The sequence below is a fragment of the Methylobacterium oryzisoli genome (assembly GCF_046557895.1).
GTDB lineage: Bacteria > Pseudomonadota > Alphaproteobacteria > Rhizobiales > Beijerinckiaceae > Methylobacterium > Methylobacterium oryzisoli.
Genome location: NZ_JBKIBX010000001.1, coordinates 404110 through 424408, shown reverse-complemented (window position 1 = coordinate 424408; position 20299 = coordinate 404110). Strand labels below are relative to the sequence as shown.

Below are 20299 nucleotides of genomic sequence, written 5' to 3'. Positions count from 1 at the left end.
CCTCCCGGCAGGACGGCCCGAGGCCCCTGGTCAGGGTCTCGGTCCTGCGTCGTTCCTGTTACCGGTCCGGTGACCAATCCGGCGTTCGATGCGCTCCACCCTGCATCAATTTCGCCGCCAAACCGGTGCCCACTTCCACGAATGATGCTTAGAGTGCCGGCACATCGCTCCCGATGCCGGCCCTGCGCGGCGTCCCGCCACCGACGAGGGGTCAGACAGACCATGTCCGGATCGCTGATGGCCACCCGGCGCTTCGCGCCGCTGTTCTGGTGCCAGTTCTTCTCCGCCTTCAACGACAACTTCCTCAAGAACGCGCTGGTGTTCCTGATCCTGTTCGGGGTCGGGGGCGCGGGCGGCGCCGTGGACGGCGGGTCGGCGGCCCTGGTCACGCTCGCGGGCGCGGCCTTCATCGCGCCCTTCTTCTTCCTCTCCGGGCTCGGGGGCGAACTCGCCGACCGGCACGACAAGGCGTGGCTCACGCGCCGCCTCAAGGCGGCGGAGATCGGGGCCGCCTGCGTGGCGGTGCTGGGCTTCTGGCTCGCCTCCGTGCCGATCCTGTTCGTGGCGCTGGTGATGTTCGGGGCCATCGCGGCCCTGTTCGGGCCGATCAAGTACGGCATCCTGCCCGATCATCTGGTGCGGTCCGAGCTGCCCGCCGGCAACGCGCTCATCGAGGCGGCGACCTTCCTGGCGATCCTCGGGGGCACCATCGCCGGGGGCCTCGCGGCCACGCATGGCGGCGCCCCGCTCTTCGGCGCCCTGGTGGTCGGCTTCGCGGTGCTGTGCTGGGCGGCGAGCCTGCTCATCCCGCCCACCGGCGAGGCGGCGCCCGACCTCTACGTCGACCGCAACGTGCTGCGCTCGACGGTGGGCCTCGTGCGCGACCTCTACGCCGACACCCGCCTGTGGCGCACCGGCCTGATCACGAGCTGGTTCTGGCTCATCGGCGCGGTGGTGCTCGCGCTGCTGCCGGCCGTGGTGAAGGGCAGCTTCGGCGGCGACGAGAGCGTCGTGACCGCCATGCTCGCGCTGTTCTCGGTCGGCGTGGCGGTGGGGTCGGGCCTCGCCTCTTGGCTCTGCGCCGGGCGGATCGTGCTCCTGCCCACCCCGATCGCCGCGCTGGTCATGGGCTTCGTCTCCCTCGACCTCGCCTATTGCGCCGCCACGACGGTGCCGCCCGCCGCGCCGCTCTCGGCCGGCGCCTTCCTGGCGAGCCTGCACGGCCTGCGCATCGCCGTCGATTTCGCGCTGCTCGCCGCCGCCGCCGGCCTGTTCATCGTGCCCTCCTTCGCGGCGCTCCAGGCCTGGACGCCCAAGGAGCGCCGCGCGCGGGTGATCGCCGCCGCCAACGTGCTCTCGGCCGGCCTGATCGTGCTGGGGGCGGTGCTGATCGCCGGCCTGCAGCGGGCCGGGCTCTCGGGCGCCGGGCTGTTCGTCGTCGTGGCGCTCGCCAACTTGGCGGCCGGCGTCGCGATCCTCGCCGTGCTGCCGACGAGCGCCTTCCGGGACTTCCTGTCGATCCTGTTCCGCGCCTTCTACCGCATGGAGGTGCGGGGCCTGGAAAACCTCGACAAGGCCGGCCCCAACGCCATCATCGCGCTGAACCACGTGAGCTTCCTCGACGGCGGCCTCGCCCTCACGCTCACCGAGCGCGAGCCCACCTTCGCGATCGACCACGGCATCGCGCAGAGATGGTGGGTGAAGCCCTTCCTGTGGCTCACCCGGGCGCTGCCGCTCGATCCCACCAAGCCGATGGCGACGCGCCGGCTCATCAACGCGGTCAAGGGCGGCGACACCCTGATCATCTTCCCCGAGGGGCGCCTCACCGTGACCGGCAGCCTGATGAAGGTCTACGACGGGGCGGGCCTCATCGCCGACAAGTCGGGGGCGATGGTGGTGCCGGTGAAGATCGACGGGCCGGAGCGCACCCAGTTCTCGCGCCTCTCCCGGGCGCAGGTGCGCCGGCAATGGTGGCCGAAGATCACCGTGACGGTCCTCGAACCGGTGCGCCTCTCGGTCGATCCGGCGCTCAAGGGCAAGCAGCGCCGGCAGGCCGCGGGCGCGGCGCTCTACGGGATCATGTCGGACCTGATCTTCCGCACCGCGCCGACCGACCGCACGGTCTTCCGCGCCGTGGTCGAGGCGGCCGGGCGCGAGGGCGCGCGCCGCATCGCCGTCGAGGATCCGGTCACCGGCCGGCTCAGCTACCACCGGCTCCTCGTGGGCGCCCGGGTGCTGGGCGGCAAGCTGGCGCCGCTGGCGCCGGCCGGCCGCGCGGTCGGGGTGATGCTGCCCAACGCCAACGGCGCCGCCGTCGCGATCCTCGGCCTGATGTCGGCCGGGCGCGTGCCGGCGATGATCAACTTCACGGCGGGCGCGGCCAACATCCTGAGCGCCTGCCGCGCCGCGGAGGTCGAGGCCATCGTCACCTCGCGGGCCTTCGTGGAGAAGGGGCGGCTCGACGCGCTGGTGGCCGGCCTCTCGCAGAGCCTGCGCATCGTCTACCTGGAGGACGTGCGCGCGGGCGTGGGGCTCCTCGACAAGATCGACGGCTTCCTCAACTGGCGCCGGGCGCGCGCCCTGCGCCGCCCCGACGATCCGGCCGCGATCCTGTTCACCTCTGGCAGCGAGGGCCTGCCGAAGGGCGTGGTGCTCTCCCACCGCAACATGCTGGCGAACGCCGCGCAGGCCCAGGCCCGCATCGATTTCGGCCGCACCGACAAGGTCTTCAACGTGCTGCCGGTGTTCCACTCCTTCGGGCTCACCGTGGGGCTGGTGCTGCCGCTGGTCTCGGGCGTGCCGATCTACCTCTACCCGTCGCCGCTGCACTACCGGATCGTGCCCGAGCTGGTCTACGGCTCGAACGCCACCATCCTGTTCGGCACCGACACCTTCCTGACGGGCTACGCCCGCGCCGCGCACCCCTACGACTTCCGCTCCCTGCGCTACATCCTGGCGGGCGCCGAACCGGTGAAGGCCGCCACCCGCAAGACCTACGCGGAAAAATTCGGCCTGCGCATCCTCGAAGGCTACGGGGTCACCGAGACCGCGCCGGTGCTCGCCCTCAACACGCCGATGTTCAACCGCTTCGGCACGGTGGGGCGGATCATGCCCGGCATGGAGGCGCGGCTCGAACCCGTGCCCGGCGTGCCGGAGGGCGGGCGCCTGTACGTGCGCGGCCCCAACGTGATGCTGGGCTACCTGCGGGCCGAGAAGCCGGGCGTGCTGGAGCCGCCCGCGGAGGGCTGGCACGACACCGGCGACATCGTGACGATCGACCCGGAGGGCTTCATCACCATCCAGGGCCGCGCCAAGCGCTTCGCCAAGATCGGCGGCGAGATGATCTCGCTCGCCGCCGTGGAGGCCGCCGCCGCCGAGCTGTGGCCCGACGCGGCCTCCGCCGTGGCGGCGGTGCCCGACCCCCGCAAGGGCGAGCGGCTGGTCCGAGTGACCGAGCGACGCGACGCGGCCCGGGCCGCGTTCCAGGCCCATGCCCGCGGCCGGGGCATGAGCGAGCTGATGGTCCCGGCCGAGATCGTGGTCGTCGACAAATTGCCGCAGCTCGGCTCGGGCAAGACCGACTTCGCGGGCGTCACGCAGGTGGCGCGCGAGAGAGCCAGCCTGCCGGCGGCTGCGGCCGAGTAGCCCGGCCCGCCGATCTCCCGCCCCGGCGGATCGCCCCGGCCAGTCGCCGGGGCGAAGCTTCCGCAGGTGTGCCTGAAGTCCCGACGCCGCCGGACGAGTCCGGGTCCGCACACGGCAGAAATCGCACCGCCCAGCCCATGCAACGCGATCGGACGCACTTCCCGAGCCTGTCCGTCAGCTCGAATGAAGAATTTCCACTGAGGCCCGTATCGTTCCGATACGCAGCGAGACTACCCGGATACAGCAGTATACATCCAAGTTAATGTCATAGATTAGGAATCCGACGATAACGTCACGTTAAATCAGCGCGGATCATGGTGGGCAGGTCAGCTCCGTCGCGCCTTCGCACCCGCTCGTCCGGGCGTGCCGGCCGCGTCTTCCGCGCGAGATCCCGCCGATGACCGCCCTCATGACCTGCCTCACGCAGCAGCACGATCTGCGTCTGGTCGCGGTCGCCGCCCTGATCTGCGCACTCGGCTGCTACTCCACCTTCGCGCTCGGCCGGCAGGCCTTCCGGTGCGCGGACTGGCGGCAGCGCGCGGGCTGGGCCACCGCCGGGGTGCTGACGACGAGTTCGGCCATCTGGGCCACGCACTTCATCGCCATGCTGGCCTACGAGCCCGGGACCGCGTTCGGCTTCGACATCCTGACCACCGCCACGTCGTTCCTGATCGCGGTCGCGGTCGTGGGGGCGGGCTTCGCGGCGGCCCTCGTCGGCCGGAGCGTGCCATGGCGGATCCTCGGGGGGGCGCTCGTCGGCCTCGCGATCTCGGCGATGCACTACACCGGCATGAGCGGCTACCGCATTCAGGGCACGCTCGCCTGGGATTCCGGGGCGGTCGCCGTCTCGGTGGTGGTCGGGACGGCGCTCGCGGTGGTCTCGGCGCTGCTCGCGCTCTCGCCCCGGCCCCGGCTGCACAACCTCGCCCCGGTGGCGCTGCTGCTGGGGGTGTGCGTGACGCACTTCGTCGGCATGAGCGCGGTCACGCTGGTCTACGATCCGCGCATCGGCCTCCCGGGCCGCACGCTCGACGCGACGGTGCTGACCATCCTCACCGCCAACGTCGCCTTCGCGATCCTGGGCGCGGCGCTGATGGCGCTGCGGCTGCACGTCCTCGCCCGCCGCCGCCGCGCCGCCGAGAGCCAGCGCCTGCGCGACCTCGCCGATATCGCCGTGGAGGGCCTGCTGATCTGCGACGGCGACACCGTGACCGGGGTCAACCGCAGCCTGGAGCGGGTGCTGGGCCTGAGCCGCGACGCGGTGATCGGCCGCCCCCTCGCCGCGCTGCTCCCCGGCCTGTCGGCGGCCGAGATCCCGTTCACGCACGAGGCGGACGCGCTCCTGTCAGGAGCGGGAGCGAGCGAGGGCGCGGTTCCGGTCCGGGTGATCGCGCAGGCCATCGCCATCGAGGGCAAGCCGCACCGCGTCGTCGCCGTGCGTGACCAGCGCGAGCGCCTGCGCGCCGAGGCGGCGATGCACCGCCTCGCCCATCACGACACGCTCACCGGCCTCCCCAACCGGCTCCAGTTCAACACCGCGCTGGCCGAGCGGTACGCCTCGCGGCGGGCCGAGGATGCGGCCTTCGCGCTCCTCACCCTCGACCTCGACCGCTTCAAGATCGTCAACGACACGCTCGGCCACGGCATGGGCGACGAGCTGCTGCGCCGGGCGGCCCAGCGCCTGCAGCGGGTGGTGCGCGACGGAGACTTGGTGGCGCGGCTCGGCGGCGACGAGTTCGCCATCCTCAAGTCCGGCGCCACCGACCTCGGGGCGATCCAGCCGGTCGCCGAGCGGGTGATCGACATCCTCACCCGGCCCTTCCTGATCGACGGGCACATCCTCAACGTCGGCACCAGCATCGGGATCGCGCTCGCGCCCAACGACGGGGCCACGCCGGAGCAGCTCATGCGCAACGCCGACCTCGCCCTCTACGGGGCCAAGGAGGACGGCCGCGGCGGCTACCGGATGTTCGAGGACGGCATGAACGCCCGCATGCAGGCCCGCCGCACCCTCGAGCTCGACCTGCGCGGCGCCATCGCCCGGCAGGAATTCGAACTCCACTACCAGCCGCAGGTCGACGCGCAGAGCGGGCGCTACGACGGGGCCGAGGCCCTGATCCGCTGGCACCATCCCAAGCGCGGCCTCGTCTCGCCCGCGCAGTTCATCCCGCTCGCGGAAGAGACCGGGCTGATCAACGCGATCGGCGAATGGGTGCTGCGCACGGCCTGCGCCGAGGCGCGGACCTGGCCGGACAGCCTCACGGTGGCGGTCAACCTCTCGCCCGTGCAGGTGCGCGAGCCCCGGATCGTCGCGATGATCCGGGGCATCCTGGCCGAGACGGGCCTGCCGGGCTCGCGCCTGGAGATCGAGATCACCGAGGGCACCCTGATGCAGGACGAGGAGCGCGCCTTCGCGGTCCTGCGCGAGCTGCGGGCGGAGGGCATCCGCATCTCGATGGACGATTTCGGCACCGGCTATTCGAGCCTCAGCACCCTGCACCGGTTCCCGTTCGACAAGATCAAGATCGACCAGTCCTTCGTGCGCCGGGTCCCGGACGACCGCGACAGCGCCGCGATCGTCCGGGCCATCGCGACGCTCGGGTCGAGCCTCGGCATCAAGACGACGGCCGAGGGCGTCGAGACCGACCAGCAATCCCGCTTCATCGCGGACGAGGGCTGCGACCAGATCCAGGGCTACCTGATCAGCCGGCCGGTGCCGGCGGCCCGCATCGCCGCCCTGTTTCGCGACACCCATCCCCTCGCCGCCACGGCCTAGGACAGCCGCTCCGGCGCGAGCGGCCAGCCTCCCCCAGCCCTTCGATCCTGCCGCATGCTCCGCGACGGACCGGGCTCCTCCTCGTCGGACGATGCTCTGAGGAAACAGCCGGCATGACGCTTCACCGACTCCTCTACCGCAGCGACATCGCCATGGTCGGCAGCGAGGCGACGATCCGCCAGCATCTCGGCGAGATCGTCGCGACCTCGCAGCGGCGCAACGCCGCCGACGGGCTCACCGGATCCCTCCTGCAGGCGCACGGCGTCTTCCTGCAGGTGCTGGAGGGCTCGCTCCCGGCGATCGAGACCACCTTCGAGCGGATCTGCTGCGACCTGCGGCACCGCCGCGTCGAATTGATCGAACTCGTGCCGATCGAGCAGCGGCTGTTCGCCGAATGGGCGATGGCGCCGATCACCCTCGATCACGACCTCGAAGCCCTCCTGCCCTCGCGGGACGCGATGCGGGACTTCGCGACCGATGCCGCCTGCGCGCAGGCGACGGTGGACCTGATGCGCTCGCTGCTCGTGGCCGCGCGCGGCCGTGCGGCGTTCCGCGCGAGCGAGGCGGCCGCGATCGTCGCCTGACGAGCGGACGGGCGCGACCGACCTGCCCGGGCAAACCCGGGCAGGCCATCCGTCGTGGATCAAGGCGCAGGTCCGCCGCTGCGGCCCGCGTCCGTCACGGGCGTGACGAAGAGGAACAGCCAACGAATATATGATTCATGCGCCGCACAGCCGCCCGATGCAGGGCGGCGCGGCGCGATGACGTGTCAATACGCTGGAAACGAGTGGACCGGACCGTGATGCCGGGAGACGCCGCGTGCTGTCCGGACGATCCGGTGGACGGGCGTGGGGGGCGGCCGACCGCAGCGTCGCGCCGCTTCGGCGCGTCCCGCCACCCGGCAGGGCCTGCCTAATGCACGACTCTCGTGGAGCCGGTGCGGAGGCGGTTGATCTCGTCCTTGAGGTGAAGCTTGCGTCGCTTGAGTTCGACGATGCGCAGATCGTCGGTCGAGGGGTGGGAGATCGCGTCCTGGATTTCGCGCTCGAGCGCCTCGTGCTTGCGCTCGAGTTCGGACAGATGCGTTTGCAGCGACATCAGCCGAGTCCTCCTGTTTTGGTTGCGATTTACGTAGCCTGCCACAGACCGTGGCGCCTGTCGAAGGCAAATCGTTGCTGCGGTGCACGAACGCAGCGGTTCCGCGGGAGGGTGGCGGAGAGTCACCTCAAGCTTCACGCTTGCTGGAATCAGGCGGCTGGCGCATGCTCCCGGCACGCGTCGGGAAGGGCGATGATGGCGTTCGAGTTGAGTGCTGAATCGGCGGCCGAGTACGAGGCCGAGCTGGCGCGGCTGCGGGAGGAGCATCGCGACCTCGACGACGCGATCGAGGCGCTGACGCAGCTCACCGGCGGCGACCGGCTGCAGATCCAGCGCCTCAAGAAGCGCAAGCTCGTCCTGCGCGACCGCATCAGCTTCCTGGAAGATCAGCTCACGCCCGACATCATCGCCTGAGGGCGGCCATCGCCTGGGGGCGACCATCGGGCGGTTGCGGGCGCGGGGCCGCGCGGGTAGTGCGGGCGGGCGGGCCGGCGGTCCGCCGTGCAACCCCTCAACGCTGAAGGCTCGACCATGACGGCATCGCCCCCGGTCGCGGTCATCATGGGCAGCCAGTCGGACTGGGCCACGATGCGCCACGCGGCCGAGACCCTCGACGCGCTCGACATCCCGTACGACGCCCGCATCGTCTCGGCCCACCGCACGCCGGACCGGCTCGTCGCCTTCGCCAAGGGGGCGCGGGAGGCCGGGTTCCGGGTGGTGATCGCGGGGGCGGGCGGAGCCGCGCACCTGCCCGGGATGGTGGCCGCCCTGACGCCGCTCCCGGTCTTCGGCGTGCCGGTCGAGTCCAAGGCGCTCTCGGGGCAGGACAGCCTGCTGTCGATCGTGCAGATGCCGGCCGGCATCCCGGTCGGCACCCTGGCGATCGGCCGGGCCGGGGCCGTCAACGCCGCGCTGCTCGCCGCCGCCGTGCTGGCGCTGCACGATCCCGATCTCGCGGGCCGGCTCGACGCGTGGCGCGCCCGCCAGAGCGAGGCGGTCGCCGAACGGCCCGACCGGTCCGCGTGATGGCCCCCTCCCCTCTCAAGCCCGGCGCGACGGTCGGCATCCTCGGTGGCGGCCAGCTCGGCCGCATGATCGCCGTCGCGGCCGCGCAGTACGGTCTCAAGGTGCACGTCTACGCCCCGGACCCGGACAGCCCGGCCTTCGACGTCGCGGGCAGCACCACGGTGGCGGCCTACGACGACGAGGCGGCGCTCGCGGCCTTCGCGGCTCGCGTCGACGTGGTCACGTACGAGTTCGAGAACATCCCGCGCCGCACCGCCGAGGTCCTGGCCGGCATCCGCCCGCTCCACCCGAGCGCCGATGCGCTCGCCACCACGCAGGACCGGCTGACCGAAAAGAGCTTCGTGGCCGGCCTCGGCATTCCCACGGCGCCGTTCCGGGCCGTGGACGACGCGCAGGGCCTTTCCGCCGCCATGGCCGATCTCGGCCTGCCGGCGGTGCTCAAGACCCGGCGCTTCGGCTACGACGGCAAGGGCCAGCGCATGCTGCGGCCGGGCGAGCCCATCGACCCCGCCGCCGTGATGGCCTCGCTCGGCGGCCAGCCCTGCATCCTCGAAGGATTCGTGCCCTTCGAGAGCGAGGTCTCGGTCGTGGCCGCCCGCACGGCCTCGGGCGACGTCGCGGCCTTCGACCCCTGCGGGAACGAGCATCGCGACCACATCCTGGCCCGCACCCTGGTGCCGGCGCCCGGCATGGAGCCGGAGATTGCCGCGGAGGCGATGGCGGTGGCCCGCCGGATCGCCGAGGCGCTGGATTACGTCGGCGTGCTGGCGGTCGAGATGTTCCTGGTGCGCGGGCCGGACGGGCGGGCCGGCGTCGTCGTCAACGAGATCGCGCCGCGCGTCCACAATTCCGGGCACTGGACCATCGAGGGCGCGCTCACCTCGCAATTCGCCCAGCACGTGCGGGCGATCTGCGGCTGGCCGCTCGGCGCCACCGATCGGGTCGGGGGCGCGCGGATCGAGATGCTGAACCTCGTGGGCGAGGCCGCCCTGCGCTGGCCCGACTACCTCGCCGAGCCCGACAGCCACCTCCACCTGTACGGCAAGGGCAAGGCCCGGCCCGGCCGCAAGATGGGGCACGTCACCCGCCTGCTTCCCGGGTGAGAGCCGGCGGAGTGAGGCCCCGCCGCCACAGGGGGTGCGCCCGCGAGCCGGGCGGGCGCCATAGCCACACCTTCGCCACATCGCCGGGTGAACCGGAATCCACAGGCATCTTAAGCCGTCGTTCACCGCGATCCGGGACCGTGCTCCGCGAGCCGGGCGCCCGCGGGCGGTCCGGGTGCAACCCGTTGCAGGAATGACGGACGGACGTGCGGCGCTGCCGCCGTGGGGGAAGGGGCGATGAAGAGAGCGATCGTGCTGCGCCGGGGCAGGGGGACGGCCGTGATGGTCGGGGTGGCGGCGCTCGGCGCGCTGGCGCTCGCGGGCTGCGATACCGTCGGCCGCGCCACCGCGACGCGCCAGTTCGCCGTGCTCGACGCGGACAAAACCGGCGCCACCGACGTGAACATCGCCTCGCTCTCCGAGGTGGTCCAGCGCAACCCGAACGACGCCGCCGCCTACAACACCCGCGGGGCCGCCTACGCCCGGGCCGGGAATTACGGCGAGGCGATCACCGACTTCACCAAGGCGGTGCAGCTCGATCCGAACTCGGCCTCCGCCTACAGCAACCGGGCGCTCGCCCAGCGCCAGTCGGGCCGCAACGACGCGGCGCTGCAGGATTTCAGCCGCGCGATCAGCGCCGACCCGAACTACAGCGCCGCCTATATCGGGCGCGCGAACGTGCAGCGGGCGATGGGCAACTTCGAGGCCGCCTATTCGGACCTGAGCCAGGCGATCCGCCTGACGCCGGAATCGGCCGAGGCCTACCACGCCCGCGGGCTGGTGCGGCAGGCGCAGGGGCAGCACCGCGCGGCGATCGGCGACTTCGACGCCGCCATCGACCGCAACCCCTTCGTGGCCGCGCCCTACGCCGCCCGCGGCCAGAGCCTGATCGCCACGAACCAGTACGACAAGGCGATCGAGGACTACAACGCGGCGCTCAACGTCAACAACAAGGACGCGGATTCCTGGGCCTATCGCGGCCTCGCCTACGAGCGCTCGAACCGCCGCCAGGAGGCGACCGAGAGCTACCAGCGCGCCACCGCGATCGACCCCAACAACGCCGTCGCGCGCCAGGGCCTCGGGCGGTCGCAGGGCGGGATGGCCACCCTGTTCCGCTGATCCTCAGGCAGCGACGCGACGAGAGAAACCCCTCGCCCACCCGGGCGAGGGGTTTTTTCGTGCCCGCGTCCGGCCTCAGGCGGTGCGCGCCACCGTGGTGCCGATCGCGGTCGCCTGGGTGGTCTGCACGTCGCGCGCGTAGGTCTTGGCGCGAAGGGCCTGCTCGGTCGGCAACTGGTCGATGATCGAGCCCGAAGCCGGGTCGAGCACCTGAAAGACCATCAGGCGCGTGTCGGGATCGCGGCGGATGCGGACCTGCGACGGATCGGGCTCGGCCGGCGGGGTCCGGCCCTCGGCGATCGTGCGCTTCGCCTCCGGACTGAGGTCGAGGGTGACGGCGGTGTCGAGGGGCGCGGAATCGCGCTCGGGCCGGCTCCGCGCGGGCGAAGGCGGGGGCTCGGGCTCGATCGGCACCGGTCCGGGCGGCGCCGCGAGGGGGCGGATGTCGATCATCGGGAGTCCCCGTGGTGATCACGATGGACCCGATCAGTGCATCCGCGTCCCTACCGGAACCTTAATCCCGCCCGGCCGTCCGGCCGTTGTGTGAAAGAACCGTGAAGGGTTCGCGAAAAAATCGCGCTTTCTCCGGGCCGGGGCGATGGTGCAACAGGCGCATCTTGAACGGCCATGCCGTTGCGCGAACGGATGGATTTCCACCGGACGGGCCTTGCCCGCACCATCGCGTCATGCCGGATCCGCAGGTTATGCGCGCCCGGCTAACGGTCCGCCGGATCAACGGCAACGATCCGGCGACGCGTGTCCCGCCCCTATCGGCGCACGGCTGTCCGGGACAATCGATGGCGCGGGGATTTTCCCCGGACAGGCCTGCGCACGCGGGGAGAGGAGACCGTGCCAGACCCGAAGGGTGAATCCGCAAGCCCGTGCGGGAGAGGGGCAGGCGATCGAAGGTCGCGCGTGAGGGTCCCGGGAGGGCGCCGCAGGCAGACCCGCGGCGCCCGGCCTCGTCCGCTACTCGGCGGCGTCGACGTAGAGCTTGCCGCCCTCGGCCAGGAACTCCGCCGATTTCGCCGCCATGCCGGCCTCGCGGTCCGCCTCGCTCATCGCGGGCGCGGCGCCAACGACCGTGCCGGCCGCCTCCATCGCCAGCACGTCCGCCCGCAGGTCCTGCGTGATCTTCATCGAGCAGAATTTCGGCCCGCACATCGAGCAGAAGTGGGCGACCTTGTGGGCGTCCTTGGGCAGCGTCTCGTCGTGGTAGGCGCGCGCCGTGTCGGGGTCGAGCGAGAGGTTGAACTGGTCCTCCCAGCGGAAGTCGAAGCGGGCCCGCGAGAGGGCGTCGTCGCGGACCTGCGCGGCCGGGTGGCCCTTGGCGAGGTCGGCGGCGTGGGCGGCGATCTTGTAGGTGATCACGCCGGTCTTCACGTCGTCGCGGTTGGGCAGGCCCAGATGCTCCTTCGGCGTGACGTAGCAGAGCATCGCGGTGCCGAACCAGCCGATCATCGCCGCGCCGATGCCCGAGGTGATGTGGTCGTAGCCGGGCGCCACGTCGGTGGTCAGCGGGCCGAGCGTGTAGAAGGGCGCCTCGCCGCATTCGCGAAGCTGCTTCTCCATGTTCACCTTGATCTTGTGCATCGGCACGTGGCCGGGGCCCTCGATCATCACCTGGCAGCCCTTGTCCCAGGCCACCTTGGTGAGTTCGCCCAGCGTCTCCAGCTCGGCGAACTGCGCCGCGTCGTTGGCATCCGCGATCGAGCCGGGGCGCAGGCCGTCGCCGAGGGAGAACGAGACGTCGTAGGCCCGCATGATGTCGCAGATCTCGTCGAACCGCTCGTAGAGGAACGATTCCCGGTGCCCGGCGAGGCACCAGCGCGCCATGATCGAGCCCCCGCGCGAGACGATGCCGGTGACGCGGCGGGCGGTCAGCGGCACGTGCGCGAGCCGCACGCCCGCGTGGATGGTGAAGTAGTCGACGCCCTGCTCGGCCTGCTCGATCAGCGTATCCTTGAACACCTCCCAGTCGAGCTTGAGCGGATCGCCGCCGACCTTTTCCAGCGCCTGGTAGATCGGCACGGTCCCGATCGGCACGGGGGCGTTGCGCAGGATCCAGCCGCGGATGTTGTGGATGTTGCGGCCCGTCGAGAGATCCATGACGGTGTCGGCGCCCCAGCGGATCGCCCAGACCATCTTCTCGACCTCCTCGGCGGCCGAGGAGGTGACGGCCGAGTTGCCGATGTTGGCGTTGATCTTGACCAGGAAGTTGCGGCCGATCGCCATCGGCTCGAGTTCGGTGTGGTTGATGTTGGCCGGGATGATGGCCCGCCCGCGCGCCACCTCGTCGCGGACGAATTCGGGGGTGATGAAGGGTGGGAGCGCGGCGCCGAAGCTCTCGCCGTCGGCGATCTTCGCCTCCGCCTGCTCCAGCATCGCCTGCCGGCCCAGGTTCTCGCGGTGGGCGACGTAGATCATCTCCTCGGTGATGATCCCGGCCTTCGCGAACTCGTACTGGGTGGTCATCTGGCCGGGCGCGGCGCGCCGGATGGTGCGCTCGGCCGGGCAGGGCGCCACCAGCCGGTCCTCGGGCACGAAGCCGTTATCCTCCGGCTTCACCGCGCGCGGCGTCACGGTGGCGTAGCCGCGCGCCGCGACCCAGGGCGCGCGCAGCTGCGGCAGCCCGCCCGCGAGGTCGACGCGGGCCTCCGTCTCCGTGTAGGGGCCGGACGGGTCGTAGACCCGCACTGGCGCCTCGGCCGGGTCGCTGAGCGCGATCTCGCGGAACGGGACCCGGATGTCGGGGCGGTCTTTCGGGCTCGCATAGGCCTTCACGGAGCCGGCGATCGGGCCGGTCGTGACGCTCTGAGGCAGGCCCTTCGGGGGCAGGTCCTTCGGGGGAATGACGGGGGCGTTCATGGATCTCTCCCGGCTGGAGGAGATCCGGACATGGACCGCGGTGTTCGGGGGAATTGGCGCGTGGTGGTTCCCGTCCCTCCGCCGGTATGACCCGGATCAGGTTCAAGGGTCAGGGGGTTCGCCCCCACTCTCAGCCCCCTGTGGGGCCCCCCTCGGAACGCCCGGACTGTCTGCGGCCCGGCCCCCTTTGTCAATTGCCGGCGAACCGGCCAGTGCGCCCTCCCCTCGCCGCGGAGGGAGGCGCCTCCCACATGGCGGGGGCCGGGGCGTCCGGCTTGCATCCAGGGAGGCGGGGCGTGGGGCGGCGAGGCCGGCGCTGGCGCGATGACGATCCGACGACCCACGGCCCGGGCCATGCCGCACCGGTGATCTGCCCGCTCTGCGAGCGGCGGATTCCGGCGGGCGCGCGCCAGAGCCGCCATCACCTCACGCCGAAGCTCAAGGGCGGCACTCACGACGGGACGGTGCGGCTGCACCAGATCTGCCATTCGGCGATCCATGCCCGCTACAGCGAGGCGGAGATCGCCCGGCGCCTCGCCGACGTGGCGCGCCTGCGCGAGGATCCGGAGATCGCCCGCTTCCTCGCCTGGGTGCGCACCAAGCCCGACGACTTCCATGCCGCCACGCGCCTGACCCGCGACCGCCGGGAGGCGCGCCGGCAGGCACGGTGAACGCAAGGTTGCGCGAGCCTCGCGGATTCGAGCGCTCGCGCGGGACCGGGTCTTTACGAGTGGCGGGCTACACCGGAGGCGACTGCTTTCCGCGCGAGCCCGCCATGCCCCCCATCGCCCCGCCCGCCCCCGGCCGCCTCGCCTGGGTCGATGTCGCCAAAGGCCTCTGCATCGTCCTCGTGGTGATGATGCACTCGACTCTCGGGGTGGGCGAGGCGATGGGCGGCGAGGGCTTCCTGCACACGGTCGTGGCCTTCGCCAAGCCGTTTCGCATCCCGGACTTCTTCCTGCTCTCGGGCCTGTTCGTCGGGCGGGTGCTCGACCGGGACTGGCGCCTGTTCGGCGACCGGCGCGTGGTGCACTTCGCCTATTTCTACCTGCTCTGGACGCTGATCCAGTCGGCGGTGAAGTACGGGCCGATCACCGACGGGGCGGGTCCCGGCGCCTTCGCGGCCCACCTCGCGCACGCGCTGGTGGAGCCCTACTCGACGCTGTGGTTCATCTACCTGCTGGCGGTGTTCTCGGTGGTCACCAAGCTCCTGCGCCGGGTGCCCTGGTGGCTGCTGCTCGGTGCCGCCGCGCTGATCGAGATCCTGCCGGTCGAGACGGGCATCCTCCTCGTCGACGAGTTCTGCGCCCGCTACGTCTACTTCCTGGGCGGCGCCCTCTTCGCCGAGCGCATCTTCCGCGTGGCGGATGCGGCCCGCGCCCGGGTGGGCCTCGCGCTCGCCGGGCTCGCCGCCTGGGCGCTGCTCAACGGAATCCTGGCCTTCGCGCCCACCGGCCTTCCGGCGCACCCGACGCTGGCGAGCCTGCCGGTGGTGAGCCTCCTCATCGGCACGGCCGGCGCGCTCGCGATCGTGGCGAGCGCCGCCCTGCTCACCCGGGCCGGCGGCCCGGTGACGGCGGCGCTGCGGCACGTCGGCGAGCGCTCGATCGTGATCTACCTCGCGTTCTTCCTGCCGATGGCCGCGACCCGCATCGCGCTCGTCAAGACGGGCGTCATCGCCGATATCGGCCTCGCCTCGCTCGTCGTGACGGTGGCGGCGGTCCTCGTCCCGCTCGCCCTGGAGCGGCTGGTGCGCCGCACCCCAGCCCGGTTCCTGTTCGTGCGCCCGCGCGCCTTCCACATCGCGGACGCGCGGCCGGCGCGGGCCGAGATCGGAGCCCTGCGCAGCGCCTGAGGGGTCAGCCGCCCGCCAGCATCCCCTTCACGAGGCCGCTCGCCTTCGCGAAGTCCATCCGGCCGGCATACTGGCCCTTCAGGGCGCCGATGACCTTGCCCATGTCCTTGGGGCCGGCCGCGCCGGTCTCGGCGATGGCCGCCTGGATCGCCGCCCGCGTCTCGGCCTCGTCCATCTGCCGGGGCAGGAAGGTCTCGATGATCGCCACCTCGGCGCGCTCCGAGGCGGCGAGCTCCGGGCGCCCGCCCTGCTCGTAGACCGCGGCCGATTCGTTGCGCTGCTTGATCATCTTCTGAAGCAGCCCGAGGATGTCGTCCTCGGCCAGCGGCTCCTTGCCGAGACCGCGGGCCTCGATGTCCCGGTCCTTGAGCGCGGCCTGGATCAGCCGGACGGTGGCGAGCTTCGCCTTGTCGCCGGCCTTCATGGCCTCCTTCATCTCGGCCGTGAGGCGTTCCCGCAGCATGATGGTCGCAATCTCCGTTGAGCCCGAGGAACTTGGCAGGCGGGCGAGGCGCCCCCACATTGACCGGATCGCGCCGCGCCCCTTAAAGACGCCGTGCCGGACCCGCGCGGACCGCCCTCGGGCGTGTGTCTCGTCCGCCGCGACATAAGCGAGATCCTGATCATGCTGCAAGACGACGCCGCGGGCGCCCATGCGCCGCACGACGGCTGGGCCGAACCGGTCGCGACCGCCCTCCTGGTGCTCGCCGACGGCACCATCCTCGAAGGTTTCGGCATCGGCGCCACCGGCGAGGCCGCGGGCGAGGTCTGCTTCAACACCGCGATGACGGGCTACCAGGAGATCCTGACGGACCCCTCCTACGCCGGCCAGATCGTCACCTTCACGTTCCCGCACATCGGCAATGTTGGCACCAACGACGAGGATCTGGAAAGCCTCGCCCAGGCGCCGGCCTCGGGCGTGCGCGGGGCGGTGATCGCCGCGGCGGTGACCAACCCGTCGAACTGGCGCTCGTCGAGCCACCTCGACGCGTGGCTGAAGGCCCGCGGCATCATCGGCATCACCGGCGTCGACACCCGGGCGCTCACCGCGCTGATCCGCGACCGCGGCATGCCGAACGCGATGATCGCCCATTCCCCCGACGGCCGCTTCGACCGCGAGGCCCTGACGGCCAAGGCGCGCGACCTGCCCACCATGGAGGGGCTCGACCTCGTGCCGCCGGTGACCAGCCGCGAGACCACCGCCTGGGGCGAGACGGTCTGGCAGCTCGGCCAGGGCTACGGCGCGCGGGCGGCGGGCGAGGGCCTGCGGGTCGTCGCCATCGACTACGGCGTGAAGCGCAACATCCTGCGGCTCCTGACGCAGGCGGGCTGCGACGTCACGGTGGTGCCGGCCACCGCCACCGCCGAGGAGATCCTGGCGCTCAAGCCGGACGGCGTCTTCCTGTCGAACGGCCCGGGCGATCCGGCCGCGACCGGCGAGTACGCCGTGCCGGTGATCCGCAGCCTCCTGGAGCGCAAGGTGCCGACCTTCGGCATCTGCCTCGGGCACCAGCTCATGGGCCTCGCGCTCGGGGGCCGCACGGTCAAGATGGGCCAGGGCCACCACGGCGCGAACCACCCGGTGAAGGACAAGACCACCGGCAAGGTCGAGATCGTCTCGATGAACCACGGCTTCGCGGTCGACCCCGCCAGCCTGCCCGAGAGCGCGGTCGAGACCCACGTCTCGCTGTTCGACGGCTCGAATTGCGGGCTCTCCCTCACCGACCGGCCGGCTTTTTCGGTGCAGTACCACCCCGAGGCCTCGCCCGGCCCGCGCGACAGCCACTACCTGTTCGACCGCTTCGTCTCGCTGATCCGCGACGCGAAGGGCACGACCGCGTAGGGACGGGTAGCGCGGGATCCCCTCTCCCGAGCGGGAGAGGGGCAGGGGATCGAAGATCCCGCGTGAGGGTCCCGGGAGGGTGCAGCAAGCAGGCGGAACGCTGCCGCTACCAGCACTGAGGTGGGTGGCCGATCCTGACTCGCCCCGCTCCCCCCACCACCCTCAGCACTTCACTGCGGCACCCTCCCGGGACCCTCATCCCTGCCCTTCTCCCGCACGGGAGAAGGGTTCCCCGCGCCAAGTCCTGAGACGGCGTGGCTATTCCTCCCGTCACGCCATCGTGCGCAATCCCCCTCTTCCCTGCGCGGCTCGCCTCGCGTCATAAAAAACCCGAACTCCCGACCGAGAAGTCGGAATGGTTCCGCCCGCCAAGACGACGCCGATCGTCGCGGGCACGAGACGTTCGGGGCTTGCCAGTGATCATCCGCCAGACCATCGCCACAGACGCCTTCTCGCGCCTCCACCGCGCGTTCACCTTCCATCTCGGCGTCGCCGCGGTGCTGGCCTGGGGCACGGCGCTGGTCGCCGCCCATTACGCGCCCTGGGTGCGCAACATCCGCCCCCTCCTCGACCCCACCAGCGGCCGGGTCGAGAGCACGTGGTCGTTCCTGTTCGCGATGCCGCTCGTGCTGACGCTCGGCTGGGCGGCGACCTATTTCGGCCGCGAGGCCCTGCGCCGCACGCAGGTGCTGTCGAACGAGGCGGTGGAGTTCGCCCTCGCCGCGGCGGTCGCCTTCGCGGTGTTCTACATGGCGATCGACCGCGCGGTGACGGCTCTGCTCCTCGGCGCCTGACGGCGCGCGCATGACCGCGAGCTGGCGCGAGTTCTGGAACCGCGACAACCCGATCTACGCCAACGACAGGCACCGCACGCTGCACTATGCCGGCCTCGCCCGCGAGATCGCGGCGCTGGTGCCCCACCCGGACGCGCAGGTCCTCGATCACGGCTGCGGCGAGGCCCTCTCGGCCGACCGCGTCGCGCGGGCCTGCGGCCGGCTGATCCTGTGCGACGCGGCCCCGCGGGTGCGCGAGGCCCTGGCCCGCCGCTTCGCCGCCGAGCCGCGCATCGCCGTGATGGCGCCCGAGGAGCTGGAGCGCTTGGCCGACGCGAGCCTCGACCTCATCGTGGCGAATTCGGTGGCGCAGTACCTCACCCGCGCGGAGCTGGAATCGGCCCTGCGCCTGTGGCGCCGCACGCTCAAGCCGGGCGGCGCCCTCGTCCTCGCCGACGTGATCCCGCCCGATCTCGGGCCGGTCGCGGATGCCCGCGCGCTCCTGGCCTTCGCCGGGACCGGCGGCTTCCTCGGCGCGGCGCTCCTCGGCCTCGCCCGCACCGCCCTCTCCGATTACCGCGCGCTGCGCCAGCGCCTCGGGCTCAGCCAGTACGCGGAGGCCGACATGCTGGCGCTCCTGCGCGCGGCGGGCTTCGCGGCCGAGCGCCGGCCGCGCAACCTCGGCCACAACCAGGGCCGGCTGGCCTTCACGGCCCACGTGCAGGACCCTGAGGCAGCACGCCCCGCTTGAATCCCGGTCGCCTGCGCCGATCTGTCGTCGTTCACGGATCGCAGGCCCAGAAATTCAGGCCCAGCATGTCAGAACCCTGCATGCCTCTCACCCGCCGCTCCCTTCTGGCCGGCGCCGCGGCGCTGACCCTGGCGGGCCGCGCCCGCGCGGCCGCCGAGGTCGAGGTCGCGGTGGTGGGGGCGGGCGCGGCCGGACTGGCGGCGGCCGCGGCGATCCGCCGGACCGGGCACAGCGTCGTGGTGCTGGAGGCCCGCCCCCGCATCGGCGGCCGGGCCTTCACGGATGCGGCGCTCGGGCCGGAGGCGGCCTTCGACGCCGGCCCGCAATACATCCACTGGGCCGAGCGCAACCCCTGGAAGCCGATCGCGCTCGCGGACGGCGTGCGCCGCACCGACAACGAGACCGGCCCCTGGCCGCTGGTCTTCCTCGACGGGGCCCCCGCGAGCGATGCCGACCGCCTGCGCCGCCGCACCGGCTTCGCGCGCCTGAGCGCGGCCCTGGAGCACCCGGCCGCGGCGGACCGCTCGATCCGCGCCGCGGCGGGACTGGACGATCCGGCGGTGCTGGCCGCCGCGCAGGGGCTCGCCCGCCTCTCGCTCGGGGAGGAGCCGGAGCGGGTCTCGGCGGCCGATTACGACCAGCTCTGGTCGGGCGACGACATCTGGGTCGACGGCTACGGCGCCCTGGTGGCGCGCCACTATGCCGGCCTGCCGGTGCGCACCGGAATGCCGGTGAGCCGGATCGACTGGAGCGGGCCGGGCGTCGCCCTCGACACGCCGGGCGGCACCCTGCGCGCCACGCTCGCCATCGTGACCGTGCCGGTGGGCGTGCTCGCCGCCGAGGGCATCCGCTTCGCGCCCGCCCTCCCGGCCGAGACCGCGGCGGCGATCGAGGGCCTGGGCATGGGCGCCTACACCAAGGTGGCGCTCGCCCTCGATCCGGACCGCCTCGCGGACATCGACCTGCGCGACGCGATCATCGTGCGCTCCGGCCAGCCCGGCCTCACCGCCAACCTCGAAGTCCGGCCCTTCGGGCGCCCGGTCGCGGTGCTGCACGCGGGCGGCGACGGCGCCCGGGCCCTGTGCGAGGCGGGCGAGGCTGCGGCCGTGGCGGCGGCGGCCGACGAGGTGGCGGCGATCTTCGGCACGAAGGCCCGGGCCGCCCTGCGCGGCGGGCGTCTCGCCGCATGGTGGACCGACCCCTACGCCCGCGGCAGCTACTCGGTCGCCAAGCCCGGCCGGCTCCCGGCCCGCGAGGCCCTGCGCCGGCCCGTGGGCGGACGCCTCTTTCTCGCCGGCGAGGCGGCGGCCGGCGGCGGCGCCATGACGGTCGGCGGCGCGACCCTCGACGGCGAGCGCGCCGCCAGGGCCGCTTTGGCGGCGCTGGGGGCCTGAACCCGGGCGCTGCGCGCCCGACGCCCCCCCTCGCTCCTGGCCGCAGCG

The 20299-nt window shown here is 72.3% G+C and carries 17 protein-coding genes and 1 riboswitch; of the genes, 13 read left to right on the top strand and 4 right to left on the bottom strand.

The window, feature by feature from the left end:
- Positions 1-222 precede the first annotated feature (222 nt).
- The 3 genes from ACKUB9_RS02090 (at position 223) to ACKUB9_RS02080 (ending at position 7005) form a co-directional block, all read left to right on the top strand.
- The gene (locus ACKUB9_RS02090) at positions 223-3645 is read left to right on the top strand and encodes an acyl-[ACP]--phospholipid O-acyltransferase (RefSeq protein ID WP_410825743.1); all 3423 of its coding nucleotides are present in this window, start codon (positions 223-225) and stop codon (positions 3643-3645) included.
- Between the two features lie 397 nt (positions 3646-4042).
- A complete protein-coding gene (locus tag ACKUB9_RS02085; protein ID WP_407518982.1) occupies positions 4043-6421 on the top strand; it encodes a bifunctional diguanylate cyclase/phosphodiesterase in 2379 nt (792 codons plus the stop codon).
- Between the two features lie 113 nt (positions 6422-6534).
- Positions 6535-7005: a BLUF domain-containing protein gene (locus ACKUB9_RS02080; protein WP_407518980.1), complete on the top strand. Its 471-nt coding sequence runs from the start codon at positions 6535-6537 to the stop codon at positions 7003-7005.
- A 328-nt stretch (positions 7006-7333) separates the two neighbouring features.
- Here ACKUB9_RS02080 and ACKUB9_RS02075 read toward each other — a convergent pair whose 3' ends face one another.
- Positions 7334-7519 (bottom strand): YdcH family protein, encoded by a 186-nt coding sequence (locus tag ACKUB9_RS02075; RefSeq protein WP_407518979.1) that lies wholly within the window; start codon positions 7517-7519, stop codon positions 7334-7336.
- Between the two features lie 195 nt (positions 7520-7714).
- Here ACKUB9_RS02075 and ACKUB9_RS02070 point away from each other — a divergent pair, with 195 nt between their 5' ends.
- The 4 genes from ACKUB9_RS02070 (at position 7715) to ACKUB9_RS02055 (ending at position 10767) form a co-directional block, all read left to right on the top strand.
- A complete protein-coding gene (locus ACKUB9_RS02070; RefSeq protein ID WP_407519104.1) occupies positions 7715-7933 on the top strand; it encodes a YdcH family protein in 219 nt (72 codons plus the stop codon).
- A gap of 117 nt (positions 7934-8050) precedes the next feature.
- Positions 8051-8545, top strand: coding sequence for a 5-(carboxyamino)imidazole ribonucleotide mutase (gene purE / locus ACKUB9_RS02065; RefSeq protein WP_407518978.1), 495 nt, complete (start codon positions 8051-8053; stop codon positions 8543-8545).
- Positions 8545-9648, top strand: coding sequence for a 5-(carboxyamino)imidazole ribonucleotide synthase (locus ACKUB9_RS02060; protein ID WP_407518977.1), 1104 nt, complete (start codon positions 8545-8547; stop codon positions 9646-9648). Before purE ends, ACKUB9_RS02060 begins: the two co-directional genes overlap by 1 nt.
- Positions 9649-9885: 237 nt before the next feature.
- On the top strand, positions 9886-10767 hold the full coding sequence (locus ACKUB9_RS02055) for a tetratricopeptide repeat protein (RefSeq protein WP_407518976.1): 882 nt from the start codon (positions 9886-9888) through the stop codon (positions 10765-10767).
- A gap of 75 nt (positions 10768-10842) precedes the next feature.
- Here the strand turns inward: ACKUB9_RS02055 and ACKUB9_RS02050 are convergent, their stop codons facing one another.
- Positions 10843-11220, bottom strand: coding sequence for a hypothetical protein (locus ACKUB9_RS02050; protein WP_407518975.1), 378 nt, complete (start codon positions 11218-11220; stop codon positions 10843-10845).
- 516 nt (positions 11221-11736) lie between these two features.
- Positions 11737-13635: a phosphomethylpyrimidine synthase ThiC gene (gene thiC, locus ACKUB9_RS02045; protein WP_407518974.1), complete on the bottom strand. Its 1899-nt coding sequence runs from the start codon at positions 13633-13635 to the stop codon at positions 11737-11739.
- Between the two features lie 56 nt (positions 13636-13691).
- Positions 13692-13798, bottom strand: a riboswitch (TPP riboswitch).
- Between the two features lie 88 nt (positions 13799-13886).
- On the opposite strand from thiC, the gene ACKUB9_RS02040 reads away from it, so the two are divergent.
- Both ACKUB9_RS02040 and ACKUB9_RS02035 read left to right on the top strand, forming a co-directional pair.
- The gene (locus ACKUB9_RS02040; protein ID WP_407518973.1) at positions 13887-14306 is read left to right on the top strand and encodes an HNH endonuclease family protein; all 420 of its coding nucleotides are present in this window, start codon (positions 13887-13889) and stop codon (positions 14304-14306) included.
- A gap of 104 nt (positions 14307-14410) precedes the next feature.
- A complete protein-coding gene (locus ACKUB9_RS02035; RefSeq protein ID WP_407518972.1) occupies positions 14411-15490 on the top strand; it encodes an acyltransferase family protein in 1080 nt (359 codons plus the stop codon).
- A gap of 4 nt (positions 15491-15494) precedes the next feature.
- Here ACKUB9_RS02035 and ACKUB9_RS02030 read toward each other — a convergent pair whose 3' ends face one another.
- Entirely contained in the window at positions 15495-15953 is a 459-nt protein-coding gene (locus ACKUB9_RS02030; protein WP_407518971.1) for a GatB/YqeY domain-containing protein, read from the bottom strand.
- 162 nt (positions 15954-16115) lie between these two features.
- On the opposite strand from ACKUB9_RS02030, the gene carA reads away from it, so the two are divergent.
- The 4 genes from carA to ACKUB9_RS02010 all read left to right on the top strand — a co-directional run bounded on the left by carA (position 16116) and on the right by ACKUB9_RS02010 (position 20251).
- A complete protein-coding gene (gene carA, locus ACKUB9_RS02025) occupies positions 16116-17333 on the top strand; it encodes a glutamine-hydrolyzing carbamoyl-phosphate synthase small subunit (protein ID WP_407518970.1) in 1218 nt (405 codons plus the stop codon).
- A gap of 416 nt (positions 17334-17749) precedes the next feature.
- Positions 17750-18127, top strand: a complete 378-nt coding sequence (locus ACKUB9_RS02020) for a hypothetical protein (protein WP_407519103.1) — start codon at positions 17750-17752, stop codon at positions 18125-18127.
- Between the two features lie 10 nt (positions 18128-18137).
- Positions 18138-18857 carry a class I SAM-dependent methyltransferase gene (locus ACKUB9_RS02015; protein ID WP_407518969.1) on the top strand — a complete coding sequence of 240 codons (720 nt, stop codon included), beginning with the start codon at positions 18138-18140 and terminating at the stop codon, positions 18855-18857.
- A gap of 80 nt (positions 18858-18937) precedes the next feature.
- Positions 18938-20251, top strand: a complete 1314-nt coding sequence (locus ACKUB9_RS02010) for a flavin monoamine oxidase family protein (RefSeq protein ID WP_407518968.1) — start codon at positions 18938-18940, stop codon at positions 20249-20251.
- Positions 20252-20299 lie beyond the last annotated feature (48 nt).